Source organism: Citrobacter sp. wls711 (assembly GCF_005281055.1).
GTDB classification, from domain to species: domain Bacteria; phylum Pseudomonadota; class Gammaproteobacteria; order Enterobacterales; family Enterobacteriaceae; genus Citrobacter; species Citrobacter gillenii.
Map to the genome: position 1 here is coordinate 181,890 of NZ_SZXC01000006.1, position 15,932 is coordinate 197,821.

Below are 15,932 nucleotides of genomic sequence, written 5' to 3' on the forward strand. Positions count from 1 at the left end.
GGATAAGGCAACGCCGCCATCCGGCAACAGCACGTAACAGGCTAATGGCGACGTTGCCAGATCCACAGCGCCGTAATCGCCAGCGCGAACAGCCCGCCAAAGCCAATTCCGATAGCAACTGCCGGAATGCCCACCAGCACCGCCAGCGAGTAAATACCGAGCATCAGCAGCATGGCGCTGTTTTCACCCAGATTTTGCACCGCGATGGCATTACCCGCGCCGACGCTTTTTTTGCCTCGTTCCTGCAACAACGCATTCAGCGGCACAACAAAGAAACCGCCCAGCACACCAATAAGCATCAGCAGCCCATAGGACGGCAACAGCGCATGCTGCAGAGATAAGAACAGTACGCCGACGCCAATCAGGATCCCCGCAGGCATGCAGCGAGACACTGTCTCCAGCGTGACCAGCTTGGCCGCAGCACCCGCGCCAACAACAATCCCAATTGCCACCATCGCGTTGAGATAGGTCGGTGTGGCGTTATCGGTAATCCCCAACGCTACCGGCACCCACAGTACCAGCAGAAAACGCAGCGTCACCCCCGCGCCCCAAAACAGGCTGGTTCCCACCAACGAGAAGCGCGTTTCACCGTTGCGCCACAGCGAAGACGCCGCGCAGAAGAAGCTGCGCGTCATTTTCCCCAGATGCCACGACTGACCAGGACGCGCGGCGGCCAGTTTCGGGATTGACAGGTTCGCCACCACCGCACCCGCATAGGCCAGCGCGCAAACCGAGAGCGCGGCTATCACATGCCAGTCGGCCAGCACACCGCCAGCCACCGAGCCCAGCAGAATAGCAGCGATGGTTGAGGCTTCCATCAGACCGTTAGCTTTCACCAGTTTATCGCCGGTGGTCAGTTCCCCGAGAATGCCATACTTGGCCGGTGAATACGCCGCCGCGCCAACGCCCACTAGCGTGTACCCCAGAAAAGGGTTAACACCGAAGCAAATACTTGCCGCCCCCAGCAGTTTGAGACCGTTAGCGAACATCATCACTCTGCCTTTGGCAAAGCTGTCCGCTACCTGCCCGACAAAAGGGGCGAAAAGAATGTAAGCACCCACAAACACCATTTGCAGGATCGGCTGGCTCCAGTCCGGATAGAATTGCTCTTTCAGCAACGCCAGGGTGGCAAACAGCAGCGCGTTATCGCCAAACGCCGACAGAAACTGCGCGGCGATAACGGACATCATCCCTTTGGACCAGATTGAAGTGTTAGTGTGTACTGACTCACGCATGTTGTTGTTCCGGTTCATCAACCCAGCTTTTCAGCGTTACAAAGTCCGGCTTACCGCTGCCGAGGAGAGGGAGTTGCTTCAGATGGCGAATATCACGCGGCACGGCGAGCTCAGGGATGCCGTGGGCCCGCGCATGCTGCAGCAGTTTTTCACGCGTCAGCTCGCTGTCAGTGGTGAACAACACCAGCGCCTCACCTTTGCTGGCATCACTCTTGATAGCTGTGGCGTGCATTTTGTCAGCAGAGACCGCCAGCGCCAGCTGCTCCACCATTTCCAGCGATACCATCTCACCAGCAATTTTCGCAAAGCGCTTGGCGCGCCCCTGAATCTGCACAAAGCCGTTCTCGTCAAAACGCACAATGTCACCGGTGTCATACCAGCCGCGCTCAACCTCGCCCTGTGCATTTTCTGCCGTCGGCACTTCCAGTACACCCGGTTTTTCAACGCGCAAATAGCCGCTCATAATGTTCGGACCTTTCAACTGCAAACGTCCGCCGTCTTCAATGCCTGGAACCGCCAGCAGTCGGGCATCCATACCGGGCAGAATACGCCCTACCGTGCCTGATTTTGCCGCCATCGGCACGTTAATCGACACCACCGGCGCACATTCCGTCACGCCATAACCTTCAAGTACACGCAACCCAAACTTCTCCTGCCACAGTTGCTTTGTGGTGTCCTGCAGCTTTTCAGCTCCCGCTACCACGTAGCGCAGGCGGTGGAAATCATAAGGATGGGCAAAGCGCGCGTAGTTGCCGAGGAACGTCGAGGTGCCAAACAGCACGGTGCAGTTTCGGTCATACACCAGTTCCGGCACAATGCGATAATGCAGCGGGCTGGGATAGAGAAAGACTTCGGCACCGGTCAGGAGCGGCGTAAACAGCCCCACCGTCAGGCCAAAAGAGTGGAACAACGGCAGCGCCGACATAAAGCGATCGTCGGCGGTGAAGTCGGCAATGGTTTTAATTTGCTCGACGTTCGCCAGAATGCTTTTGTGGCTGTGCACCACACCTTTCGGATGGCCCTCAGAGCCGGAGGTAAAGAGGATCACCGCAGCCTCTTCAGGCTGCTGCTTCACCTGAGCCAGGTGCGGCATCAGCAGATGAGAGAAAATCCACACTTTATCGTTAAAGGTAACATCGGCTTTTAAATCTTCCAGGTACACCCAGCGCACCTGGGTAAGCTGTTCCGGCAGATGCCAGAGTTTGCCTTTGTCGAGAAACTGGCGGGAGGTAAAAATCGTTTTGATTTCGGAGGCGGTAATGGCGCTGGTCAGCCCTTTTACGCCCGCCGTGTAGTTCATCATGGCCGGAATACGTCGACGGGCAATAGCGCCAAAAATCACAGCCGCGCTAATCCCCGCATTGGGGAGCATCAGACCAATCTTCTCACCTTCTACGCTGTATTTTTCCAGAATACGAGCAACAAACAGCGTTTTGGTCAGCAGTTTGCGATAGCTGTCCGGGGTAAAGTTAACGTCTTCAATGCAGTTTTTTCCTGCGCCAAAACGGTACTTCGCCGCCAGCAGAGACTCATACAACGTTTCACGCGGTCGTACGGCCATGCGCGCTTCCATCATAATCTGGTGCAGCATTTCACCGGCCATCTTGCGGCGATCGCGCGCGCGCGGCGCTTCTGGCATCGGTAACTGCGTAGGCGGCAGGATATGTAGCTGAATCCGCGGGAAGAAACGTCGTTTAACTAAACCTTTCAGGCGGCTAAAGTAGCTCAGCTCAGCGCCCTCAATGCGCACTGGCACCACCGTCGCGCCCGATTTCGCAGCAACAAATCCGGCACCATCATAGATTTTCATCAATGAACCGGTAGTCGAAATACGACCTTCCGGGAAAATAACCACCGGACGTCCCTGCTCAACCAGGCGAACCAGATGTTTAATTGACATCGGTTTAGTGGGGTCTAGCGGCACGAAATCAATCAGCGGGGTGAGCCAGCGCATGTACCATTGTTGACTGATCGAGGTGTACACCGCAAAGACCGGTCGAATCGGTAGGAACAGCGCCAGCAGCATGCCATCAATAAAGGAGACATGATTAGGAGTGATTAAGACGCGTTCTCCCTGTAGCGCACTGACATCGCCCGTAACGCGAACGCGGAAAAGCACGCGAAACACATTGCGAAAAAACCCTAATAGCATTTCAACTCCCTGTACCATCAATTATCTAAAGATGAATGGTGGCAGATTATACGAGTTGTGGGGGAGGTGCGACAGGTAAATGGAATCCGAAAAAAGAGGCGAAAAAAAACCTGCGCATCCGCGCAGGTTGGTGCAAGAGACAGGTACGAAATGCGTACCGAATAATCTCACCAATCAATACCTCTGGGATCTTGATTGTGGTCGCCACCGGGCCGATACGCCAGTCCGAAAACGCAAAGGAATGAACCCAAGTGCAACCAGTTGTGTAAATTATCGCTTACTGTTACAGATGCGCGTAAAGGCAAAAAAAAACCTGCGCATCTGCGCAGGTTGGTGTAAATCTTGTGATCAACCCGAAAGCTGATTTCACCTATCAATACCTCTGGGATCCCAACTCTAGCAATCCTGTCTTTCTCCTCGCCAGCGAACAATCGCAACAGGTCATCGCAAAGTGTAAGCAAAGATTTTCATTCTCTCTTTCTGTCTTACTTCGCTCGTGTGCGCTCACATTTGCGCAGTCCTGATGGGCAATCTGCTTGAACAACCAGCCATTTTCCGTAACACTGACGGAATGTAAGCGTTTACCCACAACAGGTACTATCATGGCGACTATAAAGGACGTAGCCCAACTCGCTGGTGTATCAGTCGCCACCGTTTCTCGCGTGATCAATCATTCCCCTAAAGCCAGCGAAGCCTCTCGCCTGGCTGTGATGAGTGCAATGGAATCACTCAACTACCACCCTAATGCCAACGCGCGTGCGCTGGCACAGCAATCCACCGAGACCGTCGGTCTGGTGGTGGGTGATGTGTCCGATCCATTCTTCGGGGCAATGGTTAAAGCTGTCGAGCAGGTGGCCTATAACACGGGTAATTTTTTACTGATTGGTAACGGCTACCATAACGAGCAGAAAGAACGTCAGGCGATTGAGCAACTTATTCGCCACCGCTGCGCGGCTCTGGTGGTTCACGCAAAAATTATCCCGGACGCGGAGCTGGCGTCATTAATGAAACAAATTCCCGGCATGGTGCTTATCAACCGCATTCTGCCCGGCTTCGAACAGCGCTGCGTTGCGCTTGATGACCGTTACGGCGCATGGCTGGCAACCCGCCACCTCATCCAGCAGGGCCATACGCGCATCGGCTACCTGTGCTCTAACCACAGTATTTCTGATGCAGAAGATCGTCTGCAGGGCTATTACGATGCACTGGCAGAAAGCAACATCCCGGTCAACGATCGGCTGGTGACCTTCGGTGAACCGGACGAAAGCGGCGGCGAACAGGCAATGACGGAACTGCTGGGACGTGGCAAGAACTTCACCGCTGTCGCCTGCTATAACGACTCAATGGCGGCAGGTGCTATGGGTGTATTAAATGATAATAGCATCGATGTACCGGGCGAAATATCACTGATCGGTTTTGATGATGTGCTGGTTTCCCGCTACGTGCGTCCACGGCTGACGACGGTACGCTACCCAATAGTAACGATGGCAACCCAGGCCGCCGAACTGGCACTGGCGTTGGCCGACAACCTTCCGGCACCGGAAATAACGCATGTATTCAACCCTACGCTGGTCCGTCGACATTCCGTTTCGACGCTGACAGAATCAGGGAATTCTTCGTCAAAGGATTAATCAGGATAGCGTCATGACAACGATGTTGGATGTTTCTCGTCATGCTGGCGTATCAAAAGCGACCGTTTCGCGTGTGCTGAACGGAACGGGTCAAGTCAAAGAAAGCACGCGCCAGAAAGTCTTTAATGCCATGCAGGCCTTAGACTACCGCCCTAATTTTTTGGCGCGTTCGCTGGCGAACCGTACCAGTAACAGCATTGGCCTGGTGGTTTCCACATTCGATGGCTTCTACTTTGGCCGTCTGCTGCAACAGGCTTCACGCCAAACCGAATCCCACGGCAAACAGCTGATCGTGACCGACGGCCACGATACGCCGGAGCGCGAACAGGAAGCGGTACAAATGCTGGCCGACCGCCAGTGCGACGCCATTATTCTTTACACCCGCTATATGAGCGAAAAAGCGATTATGTCGCTGATGCATAGCATTAATATGCCACTGCTGGTCATTAATCGCGATGTCAGCCAGGCCCGCGACCGGGCAATTTTCTTTGAACAAGAAAATGCGGCGTATCAGGCGGTAAGTTACCTGATTTCACAAGGCCATAGCGATATCGCCTGTATCACCGTCCCGCACCATACCCCGACCGGTAAGTCACGCCTGATGGGATATCGTAAGGCGCTGGAAAAGCACGGTATTCCCTGGGATCCCGCGAAAGTTAAATACGGTGATTCTACGATGATGAGAGGCTTCGAGGCCTGCCGTGAATTGCTGGAGGAAGGGGTGATTTTCAGCGCCCTCTTTGCCTGTAACGATGATATGGCATTGGGTGCCTCAAAAGCATTACATCAGGCCGGACTGAAGATCCCGCAGGATGTATCGCTGTTTGGTTTTGATGATGCCCCCAGCGCCAAATGGCTGGAGCCGGGGCTGTCGACCGTCTATCTGCCGATTGATAGCATGATCACCACGGCCATCGACCAGGCCGTCCGCCTGGCGAACGGTGAGAACGTTGAACCCATCCCGCCGTTTACCGGCACGTTGATATTGCGTGATTCGGTCACAACCGGGCCGTTTTACGAATAGTGCCGGGATACATTCGTGCATATTTGTAGGCCTGATAAGCGTAGCGCCATCAGGCATCACCGCGCACATTGCAGGATGGCGGCTACCGCCTTATCCGGCCTACACCCGGCCAAGCGCAGCGCCGCCGGGAATCCCATCTCTCAAATAAGTTCCAGCGCTAACAGCTCATCAATGGTCTGGCGACGACGAATCAGTCGCGCCACGCCGTTATCAAACAGCACTTCCGGTAGCAGCGGTCGGCTGTTGTAATTCGACGACATCGACGCACCGTAAGCCCCGGTGTCGTGTAGCACCAGATAATCGCCCGGTACAACCGCTGGCAGCAGACGCGTTTCGACTTTGCCGCCCTCCTGCTGGGTAAACACATCACCAGATTCACATAGCGGCCCGGCAACCACCGTGTCAATCTGCGCGGCCTGCTCTAACGAACGACCATCACCCGCCAGCGCCGAAATGTGGTGATAACTACCGTACATCGCCGGGCGCATCAGATCGTTAAAACCGGCGTCGATCAATACAAAGTGGCGGCTACCCATCTCTTTAACGCTGCGTACTTGCGCCACCAGCACACCCGCTTCGGCCACCAGAAAACGCCCAGGCTCGATCTCAAGTTTCACCGGATGCCCCAGATGTTTAGCAATTTGCTCACGCGCGGCGTTCCACAGACCAAAGTAGTGATCGGTATTGATCGCCTCTTCCCCTTCACGATACGGGATCGATAAGCCTCCACCCGCCGAGATCGCGTCAAGATCCTGACCAAACTCCACCACTTGACGCACCATTGCGCCGCACACTTGCTCCAGATGACCGTAATCCACGCCAGAACCGATATGCATATGAATGCCGACCAGCTTCAACTGATAGCGCTGGATCACTTCCAGTGCCGCCGGAAGATCGCTATACCAGATCCCGTGCTTGCTATTTTCACCGCCGGTATTGGTTTTCTGGCTGTGCCCATGACCAAAACCAGGGTTAACACGCAGCCACACGCGGTGACCCGGCGACAGCTGGCCCAGTTGCTCAAGCATATCCACCGAACCGGCATTCACCGGGATCTGCAGCTCGTGCACCCGCGCCAGCGTCGCACCATCAATCATATCTGCGGTAAAGACAATATCATCGTTACCCGGCACGAACCCCGCCGCCAGCGCACGTTCAATCTCGCCTAATGAGACGGAATCCACCTTCACGCCCTGCTCGCGCATCAGGCGCAGGATATGAATATTTGAGCACGCCTTCTGGGCAAATCGCACCACGTCAAACTGGCCGAGTTTAGCAATCTGCGTACGGATGATTTGCGCATCATAAACCCACACCGGACAGCCGAATTCGGCGGGCAGGCGCAGCAGGTTATCAGCGGTCAGGTCAGTATCGGTATTGTTGAGTGGGCGTGGCATAGCAAACTCCGGTATCTGTTTTTTATGATTACGCCACAGCCTGAAGATAATAAAAAATATCGTTTTATCGTGAGTCTATGCAAAAATGATATGGACTAGTTGATTCGAGGAATGCCCATGCCTGCCGTTAACCTGCGCCATATCGAAATCTTTCACGCCATCATGACGGCGGGCAACCTGACGGAAGCCGCACGGATGCTGAATACCTCGCAGCCGACCGTCAGCCGCGAGCTGGCGCGATTCGAGCAGGTACTGGGATTGAAGCTGTTTGAGCGCAGCCGTGGACGGCTACACCCAACGGTGCAAGGACTGCGATTATTCGAAGAAGTACAGCGTTCCTGGTACGGCCTGGATCGGATTGTGAGCGCCGCCGAAAGCCTGCGTGAGTTCCGCCAGGGGGAGTTATCGATTGTTTGTCTGCCGGTCTTTTCACAATCCTTTTTGCCCTCGCTGCTGCAACCGTTTCTGGCGCGCTATCCGCAGGTGAATATTCAGATTGTGCCGCAGGAGTCTCCACTGCTGGAGGAGTGGCTGTCGGCACAGCGTCACGATTTAGGCATAACGGAGACGCTGCATACTCCCGCCGGAACCGAACGTACGCCGCTGCTGACACTAAACGAAGTGTGCGTATTGCCCCAGGGGCATCCGCTGGCGGCAAAATCAGTCTTAACACCACAGGATTTTCAGGGCGAAAATTACATCAGCCTGTCGCTAACGGACAGCTACCGCCAGTTGCTCGATGCCCTGTTCCTTGAGCATCAAGTTAAACGGCGGATGGTGGTGGAGACGCACAGCGCCGCCTCTGTTTGTGCGATGGTGCGTGCCGGGGTGGGGATCTCCGTGGTCAACCCGCTCACCGCACTGGACTATGCCACCAGCGGCGTGGTAGTGCGCCGATTTAGCCTCGACGTCCCCTTTACCGTCAGCCTGATTCGCCCGCTGCACCGCCCTACCTCCACGCTGGTTGATACGTTCACAACCCATCTGCAAACTCACCTTCCGCACCTGCTCGATCCACTGGATACTATTTTAAACCTGCCTACGACAACATAAATTCCACCGCATCCGCCGCGTGAATCGCCGCCGTATCAAACACCGGTAGTGGGCTTAATTCTGCTGGCACCAGCAGACCAATCTCGGTACAGCCAAAAATCACCCCTTGCGCTCCCTGGCTCGCCAGGTCGCCTATCACACTCAGGTAATAGTCGCGCGAGGCGTCGCTGAATTCGCCGAGGCACAGCTCGTCAAAAATTATCTGGTTAATTTTCTGCCTATCGCCTTGTTCAGGAATCAACGTGCTAATACCAAATTCATCCTGTAGGCGACCGCGATAGAAATCCTGCTCCATGGTGTAGCGCGTACCCAACAGCGCCACATTACTCATATTCTGCTGACTGATGGCGCGTCCTGTTGCATCCGCAATATGGAGGAACGGCACATCACAGGCGGCTTCAATCGCCCCGGCCACCTTATGCATGGTGTTGGTACACAGCACAATGCCCTCGGCACCGGCCTGCTGAAGTCCCCGCGCGGCCTGCGCCAGAATGTCGCCCGCTTTACCCCACTCGCCACAACTCTGACACAGCTCAATCTCATGGAAATCCACGCTGTGCAGTAGGATCTGCGCCGAATGCAGGCCACCCAATTGCTGTTTTACGCCTTCGTTAATCAAGCGATAATAAGGAATGGTCGATTCCCAGCTCATACCACCTAACAGACCGATCGTTTTCATCATTTTCCCCGCGTTCGTTACCGTCATGCCAGTGAAGCAAAGATGTGATCAACTTTCCACATCTGTGAGCAAGCGTTTCTTTTTTACTCTTTCTGATATAAATTTAATGAAACATTGTTTCAACATACTACAGGACTGCCGGATGTTTATTTTTCATAAAGAAACCACCCTTGAAGATTTGGGCAATGGCGTGAGCCGCCGCATTCTGGCTCACGATGGCAAAATGATGGCCGTTGAAGTCAACTTTGAACAAGGCGCAGTTGGCCCAATGCACTGCCACCCGCACGAGCAGCTAACCTACGTGCTGTCAGGTGAATTTGAATTTACCATTGGCGAAGAAAAGCATGTCGTGCGCGCCGGTGACACGTTATATAAACAACCCAATATTATGCACGGCTGCGTGTGTTTAAAGCCGGGAACATTACTGGATACCTTCACACCGGTACGTGAAGACTTCCTGAAAAAATAATGTCCCCCTTTATTTCAAGCCTTCCTTAGTGGAAGGCTTTTTTATGCCCGCAATAGCATTGTTAGCATGTTAATAATATAAATTTCATTACTTTAACCCGCCCAAAAAGCTGCCATACATGTCGTCATAACCCATAGAAATCCGGCAGGGATTTTTAAAATATGACGCGCACCTCACCTATTTGAAACGCCGTTTCGACTTTGATCACATTTCCATCATTATGTGAATGACGTAGAAACAAATCGCAATAAAATAAATTAAAACGATGTTTTACAAATCAAGAACGGCGGTTCATTCATGTTAATCGTTAGGATGACAACCGGTTAATGACAACATTAAAAGCATTGTATATCAATCATTAACAGGGAGCATTGGTATCGCAAACAGACACAGAACGCCGACACACCGGGCATCCAGAGAGTATGTCCGGTTCGTTACAACCGAATCCGTATTAAACCATTACTCGCCAGGTAGGTATGTATGAATGAAAACAGAATGCTGGGATTGGCGTGGATATCACCCTACATCATAGGGTTGATAATCTTTACTGCCTTCCCATTCGTTTCATCTTTCTTCCTCAGTTTTACTGAGTATGACTTGATGAGTCCACCGGTGTTTAACGGCATCGAGAACTATCGCTACATGCTGACAGAAGATGCTCTCTTCTGGAAATCCATGGGCGTGACGTTCGCCTACGTATTTTTGACAATCCCATTAAAACTGGCATTTGCATTAGGGATTGCGTTTGTTCTTAACTTTAAATTACGCGGTATCGGCTTCTTCCGTACGGCTTACTATATTCCGTCCATCCTCGGTAGCTCCGTGGCTATCGCCGTGCTGTGGCGTGCGCTGTTTGCCATCGACGGTCTGCTGAACAGTTTTATCGGTGTATTAGGCTTTGACCCGGTTAACTGGCTGGGTGAACCCTCGCTGGCACTGATGTCCGTGACCCTACTGCGCGTCTGGCAGTTTGGCTCCGCGATGGTTATCTTCCTCGCGGCGTTGCAAAACGTACCGCAGTCTCAGTATGAAGCGGCAATGATCGATGGCGCATCCAAATGGCAGATGTTTATGAAAGTCACCGTGCCGTTGATTACGCCGGTTATCTTCTTCAACTTCATCATGCAGACCACACAGGCATTCCAGGAGTTTACTGGCCCGTACGTGATAACCGGCGGCGGACCAACCTACTCCACCTACCTGTTCTCCCTGTACATCTACGACACGGCCTTCAAGTACTTTGACATGGGCTACGGCGCGGCGCTGGCCTGGGTATTGTTCCTGGTTGTTGCGGTCTTTGCGGCCATTGCCTTCAAGTCTTCGAAATACTGGGTGTTCTATTCCGCCGATAAGGGAGGCAAAAATGGCTGATATCCAACAAATCTCTGAAGCTCAGAGCATCGCTGAGCGTGAAGTTGCCCGCACCCTGCGTCGGGAAAAAATTAACGCGGCCATCCGCTACGTGATCCTGCTGTTGGTAGGGCTGCTGATGCTGTACCCGCTGGTGTGGATGTTCTCGGCCTCGTTCAAACCGAACCACGAGATCTTCACCACCCTGAGCCTGTGGCCTGCAAACGCCACCTGGGATGGCTTCGTCAACGGCTGGAAAACCGGTACCGAATACACCTTCGGCCATTACATGCTGAACACCTTTAAGTATGTGATTCCGAAAGTCATCCTGACCATTATCTCTTCCACCATCGTGGCATACGGCTTTGCCCGCTTCGAGATCCCATGGAAGAAATTCTGGTTCGCCACGCTCATCACCACCATGCTGCTGCCAAGCACCGTCTTGCTGATCCCGCAGTACCTGATGTTCCGTGAAATGGGCATGCTGAACAGCTATATGCCGCTGTACCTGCCGCTGGCCTTCGCCACGCAAGGGTTCTTTGTCTTCATGCTGATTCAGTTCCTGCGCGGCGTACCGCGTGACATGGAAGAAGCGGCGCAGATTGACGGCTGTAACTCCTTCCAGGTGCTGTGGTACGTGGTGGTGCCGATTCTGAAACCGGCCATCATCTCTGTCGCTCTGTTCCAGTTCATGTGGTCAATGAACGACTTTATCGGGCCGCTGATTTATGTCTACAGCGTGGATAAATACCCGATTGCACTGGCGCTGAAAATGTCCATCGACGTTACCGAAGGTGCGCCGTGGAACGAAATTCTGGCAATGGCGAGTATCTCCATTCTGCCATCCATCATTGTGTTCTTCCTGGCACAACGCTACTTCGTACAGGGCGTTACCAGCAGCGGAATTAAAGGTTAAGAGGGAAATATCATGGCTGAAGTGATTTTTAATAAACTGGAAAAAGTGTACTCCAACGGCTTCAAAGCGGTACATGGTATCGACCTGAAAATTGCAGAAGGGGAATTCATGGTGATTGTCGGGCCATCCGGCTGCGCCAAGTCTACCACCCTGCGTATGCTGGCCGGTCTGGAAACCATCAGCGGCGGCGAAGTGCGTATCGGCGAGAAGATTGTGAACAATCTGGCACCGAAGGAGCGCGGGATTGCGATGGTGTTCCAGAACTATGCGCTGTACCCGCACATGACGGTGCGTGAGAACCTGGCGTTCGGCCTGAAGCTAAGCAAAATGCCGAAGGCACAGATTGATGCCCAGGTAAACGAAGCAGCGAAGATCCTCGAACTGGAAGAACTGCTGGAGCGCCTGCCTCGTCAGCTCTCCGGTGGTCAGGCACAGCGTGTGGCCGTTGGCCGCGCGATTGTGAAGAAACCGGACGTGTTCCTGTTCGACGAACCGTTGTCCAACCTTGATGCCAAATTGCGTGCCTCAATGCGTATCCGTATTTCCGACCTGCACAAGCAGTTGAAGAAATCCGGCAAGCCGGCCACCACCGTGTACGTGACCCACGATCAGACCGAAGCGATGACCATGGGTGACCGCATCTGCGTGATGAAACTGGGACACATCATGCAGGTTGATACCCCGGATAACCTGTACCACAAGCCGAAAAATATGTTCGTGGCTGGCTTTATCGGCGCACCGGAGATGAACATTCGCCCCTGCAAGTTGGTGGAACAAGAGGGACGCCTGCACATTGCCATCGGCAATGAAACCATGCCGTTGAACGACGAAAAGCAGGAGAAAGTCTCTTCTTATGTCGGTCAGGATGTCTTCTACGGCATCCGTCCGGAATTCGTCGACGTCGCCGAAGAGCCTTTTGCCGAAGGCAACTGTAGTGGCGAAATGGTACGCGTGGAAAACATGGGCCATGAATTCTTTGTTTACCTGAAAGTGGCAGATTACGAACTGACTGCTCGCATCCCTTCAGATAAAGCTAAGCCAATGATTGATAAAGGTCTTAACCGCAAGGTGCATTTCAAGTTCGATATAAATAAATGTCATCTCTTTGACGCAAAAACTGAAAAGAACATCTCTCTCTAATGGAGTTATAAAAATGAAAAAAGTGCTTTTAAGCGCCGCTATCTCCGCCACTCTGGGCCTGACCGCGCTGCCTTCTATGGCAAAGGATGTTGATTTACGTATGTCCTGGTGGGGGGGCAATGGCCGCCACCAGGTCACGCTGAAAGCGTTAGAAGAGTTTCACAAGCTGAACCCGGATATCACCGTCAAAGCCGAATATACCGGCTGGGATGGTCACTTATCCCGCCTGACCACGCAGATTGCGGGCGGTACCGAGCCGGATGTGATGCAAACCAACTGGAACTGGCTGCCGATTTTCTCGAAAAATGGCGACGGTTTTTACGACCTGAACAAAATGAAGGACGTGATCGACTTAAGCCAGTTCGATCCAAAAGAACTGCAGTCCACCACCGTTAACGGCAAGCTGAACGGGATCCCCATTTCCGTCACCGCGCGCGTGTTCTACTTTAACGATGAAACCTGGAAAAAAGCGGGCGTTGAATACCCGAAAACCTGGGATGAGCTGATGGCTGCGGGCAAAACGTTCGAAAGCAAGCTCGGCAAACAGTACTACCCGGTGGTACTGGAGCATCAGGACACGCTGGCGCTGCTGAACTCGTACATGATCCAGAAGTACAACATTCCAGCCGTAGATGAAAAGACCAAGAAATTCTCCTACTCCAAAGAGCAGTGGGTTGAGTTCTTCCAGACCTATAAAAAGTTGGTTGATAGCCACGTAATGCCAGACACCAAATACTATGCGTCGTTTGGTAAGAGCAACATGTATGAAATGAAGCCGTGGATCCAGGGCGAATGGGGTGGCACCTACATGTGGAACTCCACCATTAACAAGTATTCAGATAACCTGAAGCCACCGGCGAAGCTGGATCTGGGTAGCTACCCGATGATGGAAGGTGCCACGGACGCAGGGCTGTTCTTTAAACCTGCGCAGATGCTGTCTATTGGCAAATCCACGAAAAATCCGGAAGCCGCTGCGAAAGTGATTAACTTCCTGCTGAACAGCAAAGAAGGTGTCGAAACGCTGGGTCTGGAGCGCGGCGTGCCGCTGAGTAAAGCAGCCGTTGAAATCCTGACGCAAAACGGCACCATCAAAGAAAACGATCCGTCCGTCGCTGGGTTACGTCTGGCGCAGTCACTGCCAACCAAACTCACCGTGTCGCCATACTTTGATGACCCGCAGATCGTGGCGCAGTTCGGTACGTCACTGCAGTACATCGACTACGGTCAGAAAACCGTGGAAGAAGCTGCCGCAGACTTCCAGCGTCAGGCTGAACGTATCCTGAAACGCGCGATGCGCTAAATAAAAAGCCGGGTGGCGGCTTCGCCTTACCCGGCCAATGCGAACCTGTCGGCCCGGTAAGCGAAGCCGCCACCGGGCATTAACATTACACGCCGATGTTCCGCAACTTCTCTCCCGCCATCAGTTTGCGTTCGATATGTTCCAGGGTGACGTTTTTGGTTTCAGGAATAAGCCAGAACGTAATACCAATGAATACGACATTCAGCGCGGTATAAAGCCAGAATGTACCGGCCGCGCCAATACTGTCGAGCAGCGTCAGGAACGTTGCCCCGATGATCATATTCGACACCCAGTTGGTGGTGGTGGAACAAGTGATACCAAAGTCACGGCATTTCAGCGGCTGAATTTCCGAGCACAGGATCCACACCACCGGTGCGGCGCTCATCGCATAGCCGGCGATACACATCATGGTCATGCCGACGGACAGCCACGATAACCCGCGGGATGCCGTGCCGTTATCAAACTGCATCAGGCAGTAGCCCAGCACCAATGTTCCCAGCGCCATCACGGTAAAACCAATTTTCAGCGCCGGTTTACGCCCGGCTTTATCGACGGTAAAGACGGCGATAAACGTAGCAAACATAAAGGTTAAGCCAACCACCAGGGTGGCAATCATCTGCTGTTCTGTGGTGGTAAAGCCCGCCATTTTAAAAATCCGCGGCGCGTAGTACATGATGATGTTCATCCCGGTGAACTGCTGCATCGCCTGCAGCAACATACCGAGGAAAACCGCACGACGCACGTTACTGTTGATCTTAAACAGCGCCCATCCGCCCTGCTTTAGCTTCAGGCTTTCGCGGATGTCATTCAGTTCATCGCGGGCTTTTTCCGAGGTATCTCGCAGCATACGCAGCACTTCTTCGGCTTCAATATGACGCCCTTTTTGTGCCAGCCAGCGCGGGCTGTTCGGTAAAAACACCACCAGAACAATCAGCACCACCGCAGGCAGGGCCAGCACGCCGAGCATGGCCCGCCAGTTGCCGGTGTAGCTGAACGCCGTATCGGATAAAAAGGCCAGCACAATGCCCAGAGTAACCATCAGCTGGTACATGCTGATCATTTTTCCGCGCACGTTTTCACTGGCCATTTCGGAGAGATAAAGCGGCGCGGTATAGGAAGCAATCCCGACGGCTACCCCCAGTACTACCCGGGCGGCGATCAGAAGCTCAACGCTTGTCGCTAATGCCGATCCCAACGATCCGAGAACAAAGAGGATTGCCCCGACCATCAGACTGTATTTTCGCCCGAGGCGGAAAGAGAGCCAGCCGTTGAACAGTGCGCCAATTGCCGCACCCAGCATCATGCTGCTGACTACCCACTCCTGCAAACGACTGCTTAGCGCAAAGTGTTCAGTGATAAACGGCAGCGAACCCGCGATCACCCCAATATCCAGACCAAATAATAATCCTGCGACAGCAGCGGAAACTGAGACAAACAGATTCATACGTCGCGTGTCGCGCATTGCGCGCGGTGCTAATGCAGCATCATGATTAATTGAGACCATTTTTTCCTGCCAGAAACAGAGTAAGACATAAAACTGAAAATAAGGGATCCCTTGCCAGGGGCGTCAGGCTGGAAACGGCATA

General features: G+C 53.3%; 13 protein-coding genes. 8 read left to right on the forward strand and 5 right to left on the reverse strand.

The window, feature by feature from the left end:
* Nucleotides 1–41: 41 nt before the first annotated feature.
* Both lplT and aas read right to left on the reverse strand, forming a co-directional pair.
* Nucleotides 42–1,235 carry a lysophospholipid transporter LplT gene (gene lplT, locus FDW98_RS01290; RefSeq protein WP_096755844.1) on the reverse strand — a complete coding sequence of 398 codons (1,194 nt, stop codon included), beginning with the start codon at nucleotides 1,233–1,235 and terminating at the stop codon, nucleotides 42–44.
* Nucleotides 1,228–3,387: a bifunctional acyl-ACP--phospholipid O-acyltransferase/long-chain-fatty-acid--ACP ligase gene (gene aas, locus FDW98_RS01295; RefSeq protein WP_096755843.1), complete on the reverse strand. Its 2,160-nt coding sequence runs from the start codon at nucleotides 3,385–3,387 to the stop codon at nucleotides 1,228–1,230. Before aas ends, lplT begins: the two co-directional genes overlap by 8 nt.
* A 602-nt stretch (nucleotides 3,388–3,989) precedes the next feature.
* Here aas and galR point away from each other — a divergent pair.
* Both galR and FDW98_RS01310 read left to right on the forward strand, forming a co-directional pair.
* Nucleotides 3,990–5,018, forward strand: coding sequence for an HTH-type transcriptional regulator GalR (gene galR / locus FDW98_RS01305; protein ID WP_096755841.1), 1,029 nt, complete (start codon nucleotides 3,990–3,992; stop codon nucleotides 5,016–5,018).
* 13 nt (nucleotides 5,019–5,031) lie between these two features.
* A complete protein-coding gene (locus FDW98_RS01310; RefSeq protein ID WP_096755840.1) occupies nucleotides 5,032–6,042 on the forward strand; it encodes a LacI family DNA-binding transcriptional regulator in 1,011 nt (336 codons plus the stop codon).
* A 140-nt stretch (nucleotides 6,043–6,182) separates the two neighbouring features.
* Here FDW98_RS01310 and lysA read toward each other — a convergent pair whose 3' ends face one another.
* The gene (lysA, locus tag FDW98_RS01315) at nucleotides 6,183–7,439 is read right to left on the reverse strand and encodes a diaminopimelate decarboxylase (RefSeq protein WP_096755839.1); all 1,257 of its coding nucleotides are present in this window, start codon (nucleotides 7,437–7,439) and stop codon (nucleotides 6,183–6,185) included.
* 117 nt (nucleotides 7,440–7,556) lie between these two features.
* Here lysA and FDW98_RS01320 point away from each other — a divergent pair, with 117 nt between their 5' ends.
* Nucleotides 7,557–8,492, forward strand: a complete 936-nt coding sequence (locus FDW98_RS01320) for a LysR family transcriptional regulator (RefSeq protein WP_096755838.1) — start codon at nucleotides 7,557–7,559, stop codon at nucleotides 8,490–8,492.
* Here the strand turns inward: FDW98_RS01320 and FDW98_RS01325 are convergent.
* A complete protein-coding gene (locus FDW98_RS01325) occupies nucleotides 8,479–9,171 on the reverse strand; it encodes an aspartate/glutamate racemase (protein ID WP_096759336.1) in 693 nt (230 codons plus the stop codon). The two genes, FDW98_RS01320 and FDW98_RS01325, sit on opposite strands and share 14 nt — an antisense overlap.
* Nucleotides 9,172–9,313: 142 nt before the next feature.
* On the opposite strand from FDW98_RS01325, the gene FDW98_RS01330 reads away from it, so the two are divergent.
* From FDW98_RS01330 to FDW98_RS01350, 5 genes are all read left to right on the forward strand, one after another.
* On the forward strand, nucleotides 9,314–9,640 hold the full coding sequence (locus FDW98_RS01330) for a cupin domain-containing protein (RefSeq protein ID WP_096755837.1): 327 nt from the start codon (nucleotides 9,314–9,316) through the stop codon (nucleotides 9,638–9,640).
* A 480-nt stretch (nucleotides 9,641–10,120) separates the two neighbouring features.
* Nucleotides 10,121–11,011: a carbohydrate ABC transporter permease gene (locus tag FDW98_RS01335; RefSeq protein ID WP_096755836.1), complete on the forward strand. Its 891-nt coding sequence runs from the start codon at nucleotides 10,121–10,123 to the stop codon at nucleotides 11,009–11,011.
* Complete coding sequence (locus FDW98_RS01340; protein ID WP_096755835.1) at nucleotides 11,004–11,906, forward strand: carbohydrate ABC transporter permease; 903 nt, start codon at nucleotides 11,004–11,006, stop codon at nucleotides 11,904–11,906. The genes FDW98_RS01335 and FDW98_RS01340 overlap by 8 nt, the downstream gene beginning before the upstream one ends.
* A 12-nt stretch (nucleotides 11,907–11,918) precedes the next feature.
* Nucleotides 11,919–13,046, forward strand: coding sequence for an ABC transporter ATP-binding protein (locus tag FDW98_RS01345; RefSeq protein WP_096755834.1), 1,128 nt, complete (start codon nucleotides 11,919–11,921; stop codon nucleotides 13,044–13,046).
* A 13-nt stretch (nucleotides 13,047–13,059) separates the two neighbouring features.
* Entirely contained in the window at nucleotides 13,060–14,346 is a 1,287-nt protein-coding gene (locus FDW98_RS01350) for an ABC transporter substrate-binding protein (protein WP_096755833.1), read from the forward strand.
* 85 nt (nucleotides 14,347–14,431) lie between these two features.
* On the opposite strand, the gene FDW98_RS01355 is transcribed toward FDW98_RS01350, so the two are convergent.
* Nucleotides 14,432–15,850 carry a sugar porter family MFS transporter gene (locus FDW98_RS01355; protein ID WP_096755832.1) on the reverse strand — a complete coding sequence of 473 codons (1,419 nt, stop codon included), beginning with the start codon at nucleotides 15,848–15,850 and terminating at the stop codon, nucleotides 14,432–14,434.
* Nucleotides 15,851–15,932 lie beyond the last annotated feature (82 nt).

Bases quoted from the DNA above. Each gene is read 5' to 3' on its own strand.
- FDW98_RS01350 (WP_096755833.1), top strand. From the start codon at position 13,060: ATGAAAAAAGTGCTTTTAAGCGCCGCTATCTCCGCCACTCTGGGCCTG.
- FDW98_RS01355 (WP_096755832.1), bottom strand. From the start codon at position 15,850: ATGGTCTCAATTAATCATGATGCTGCATTAGCACCGCGCGCAATGCGC.
- lplT (WP_096755844.1), bottom strand. From the start codon at position 1,235: ATGCGTGAGTCAGTACACACTAACACTTCAATCTGGTCCAAAGGGATG.
- FDW98_RS01320 (WP_096755838.1), top strand. From the start codon at position 7,557: ATGCCTGCCGTTAACCTGCGCCATATCGAAATCTTTCACGCCATCATG.
- FDW98_RS01340 (WP_096755835.1), top strand. From the start codon at position 11,004: ATGGCTGATATCCAACAAATCTCTGAAGCTCAGAGCATCGCTGAGCGT.
- FDW98_RS01330 (WP_096755837.1), top strand. From the start codon at position 9,314: ATGTTTATTTTTCATAAAGAAACCACCCTTGAAGATTTGGGCAATGGC.
- galR (WP_096755841.1), top strand. From the start codon at position 3,990: ATGGCGACTATAAAGGACGTAGCCCAACTCGCTGGTGTATCAGTCGCC.
- lysA (WP_096755839.1), bottom strand. From the start codon at position 7,439: ATGCCACGCCCACTCAACAATACCGATACTGACCTGACCGCTGATAAC.
- aas (WP_096755843.1), bottom strand. From the start codon at position 3,387: ATGCTATTAGGGTTTTTTCGCAATGTGTTTCGCGTGCTTTTCCGCGTT.
- FDW98_RS01310 (WP_096755840.1), top strand. From the start codon at position 5,032: ATGACAACGATGTTGGATGTTTCTCGTCATGCTGGCGTATCAAAAGCG.
- FDW98_RS01335 (WP_096755836.1), top strand. From the start codon at position 10,121: ATGAATGAAAACAGAATGCTGGGATTGGCGTGGATATCACCCTACATC.
- FDW98_RS01345 (WP_096755834.1), top strand. From the start codon at position 11,919: ATGGCTGAAGTGATTTTTAATAAACTGGAAAAAGTGTACTCCAACGGC.
- FDW98_RS01325 (WP_096759336.1), bottom strand. From the start codon at position 9,171: ATGAAAACGATCGGTCTGTTAGGTGGTATGAGCTGGGAATCGACCATT.